The organism is Mesorhizobium sp. M7A.F.Ca.ET.027.02.1.1 (assembly GCF_004022985.1).
Lineage (GTDB): Bacteria > Pseudomonadota > Alphaproteobacteria > Rhizobiales > Rhizobiaceae > Mesorhizobium.
In genome coordinates this window covers 1-1,715 of the sequence record NZ_RZOL01000696.1, presented here as the reverse complement: position 1 = coordinate 1,715, position 1,715 = coordinate 1, and the positions used below count along the sequence as shown (strand labels likewise).

2 protein-coding genes and 1 pseudogene are annotated in these 1,715 nt (G+C 60.2%); all 3 read left to right on the top strand.

Translation table 11 applies throughout. The features are described from left to right. A pseudogene (locus EN749_RS35210) lies at window positions 1-307 on the top strand (hypothetical protein); the annotation flags it as partial. A gap of 4 nt (window positions 308-311) precedes the next feature. After that, the gene (locus tag EN749_RS35205) at window positions 312-752 is read left to right on the top strand and encodes a TadE/TadG family type IV pilus assembly protein (RefSeq protein ID WP_245466311.1); all 441 of its coding nucleotides are present in this window, start codon (window positions 312-314) and stop codon (window positions 750-752) included. Beyond that, window positions 742-1,149 (top strand): TadE/TadG family type IV pilus assembly protein, encoded by a 408-nt coding sequence (locus tag EN749_RS35200; RefSeq protein ID WP_127270088.1) that lies wholly within the window; start codon window positions 742-744, stop codon window positions 1,147-1,149. The genes EN749_RS35205 and EN749_RS35200 overlap by 11 nt, the downstream gene beginning before the upstream one ends. Window positions 1,150-1,715: the final 566 nt, after the last annotated feature.

The window sequence follows — 1,715 nt, the reverse complement described above, 5'->3', positions numbered from 1 at the left end:
CAATGCGTCCGTGAAGCTCAGCGCGGCGACTTCGGGCACCTATTCAGGCGTTCTGTTCTACGGCGACAGGACCGGCATGAGCGCATCCAGCACGTTCAACGGCACCGCGGACTCGCTTTTGACCGGGGCCATCTATTTCCCTAAGCAGCAAGTGAACTATCTTGGCAATTTCTCGGGCAATGGCGGCTGCACCAGGGTCGTCGCCAACACGATCCAATGGTCCGGTAACTCAACCATCAGTCAGGATTGCTCGAGCCTCGGAGTGCCCAACATTCCAGCCGCGCGGTCCGTGGCACTGTCCGAGTAGCGCCGTGCGTCACCGATCGATACCGATCCTTGGCGATGATTCGGGCGTTGCGGCGGTCGAGTTCGCGATGGTGCTGCCGATTCTGTGCCTGGTGCTGCTTGGCATTCTGGACGGCTGGTCCTACGTAACGAGTTCACTGTCGATGCGCGCCGGTGTGAAGACCGCCGCGAACCTGGTCATGAGCGGATCGACCGATGATGCGGCGACCCAGGCCCTTGCCATTGCGAGCTGGGAAAATCGGCCGGAAGACGGCCAGGTCACGCTAAGCCGCATCCGTATGTGCGGGGCGACGGTGGTCGACGCGTCCACCATGTGCAGTGGGCCGAAGGTGCCAGCGGTCTATGTCCAGATACAGGCATCGGGCACCTGGGTGCCGCCAATTGCCTTCGGCGCCTTTGCCACTTCCACCGTCATCGGTCACCAGGAGACGATCCGTGTCCGCTAGGGTAAGCGCGTTCCGGCGGGATCGATCGGGCGGGGCCGGGCTGGAGTTCGCGCTGATCGCGCCCTTCCTTGTCATGCTGCTGTTCGGAATCTTCGCCTTTGGCTGGTCGATGCACTCGGTCTCCAGTGTTCGCTATACGCTGGAGACGTCAGCGCGCTCGCTGCAGCTTAAAAACACGCTGACCCAGGCCGACATTCAATCGATCGCCACGCAGAAATTGCAGGCCTTGGGGTTCAAGGACGTGAACGTCACCATCGCCATCGACCCCGTGAGCGGCGGCTTCCGCATGGCGCATCTGACCGCCGCCTATGCCTTCGTCATCGACTTTCCCTACTTCAGTTCCTTCCCGATCAACTACGCGACAACCGTTACGGTGCCGCTGCTTGGCAGCGGCTAGGCTGTGGCCTGATAGCCTCGCGCTGGGGCTCTGCTTACTTGTACGCCTTGAGCGCGATCAGATACGCCTTGAGCGCGATCAGACCGCCGAGAATGGTTATCGCCATGAGGATCAGCGCCCACGACACAATGTTGTGTGACAGACGCCTCCGGCGACTGCGCAGGGCCCGGTCCCGCCAGCGTTGGCCTGATCAGCCCCTGTGTTTTGTCGATCCAGGTCCTTCTCCACGAGCAGAATGCGACTCATGCCGGCTGGTGTCCAGATCGGCACCGGTTTTGGCGGTCACGATGCAAGCTTGGCAATCAGCCTGCTTTTGATGGCACGGGGCTAGATAATATATTTCGTAGTGCTAATATTAAGGTGACGCTAGGTCATGTCCGACCATCTGTCGGGTGCAATATGGGGGTTCCAATGAGAGTGGCTGTATTTTGCGTGGCTGTCGTTTTCGCTGCGACTGGTATCGCTGTTGCCAAGGAAAAGAAGGCGGCGGTCAGTGACGCCGCCGCTTTATGTTCCACCAACCCGTCAGCCAAGAAGCCCGCTCCAAATCTGGACTGTGGTTTCAC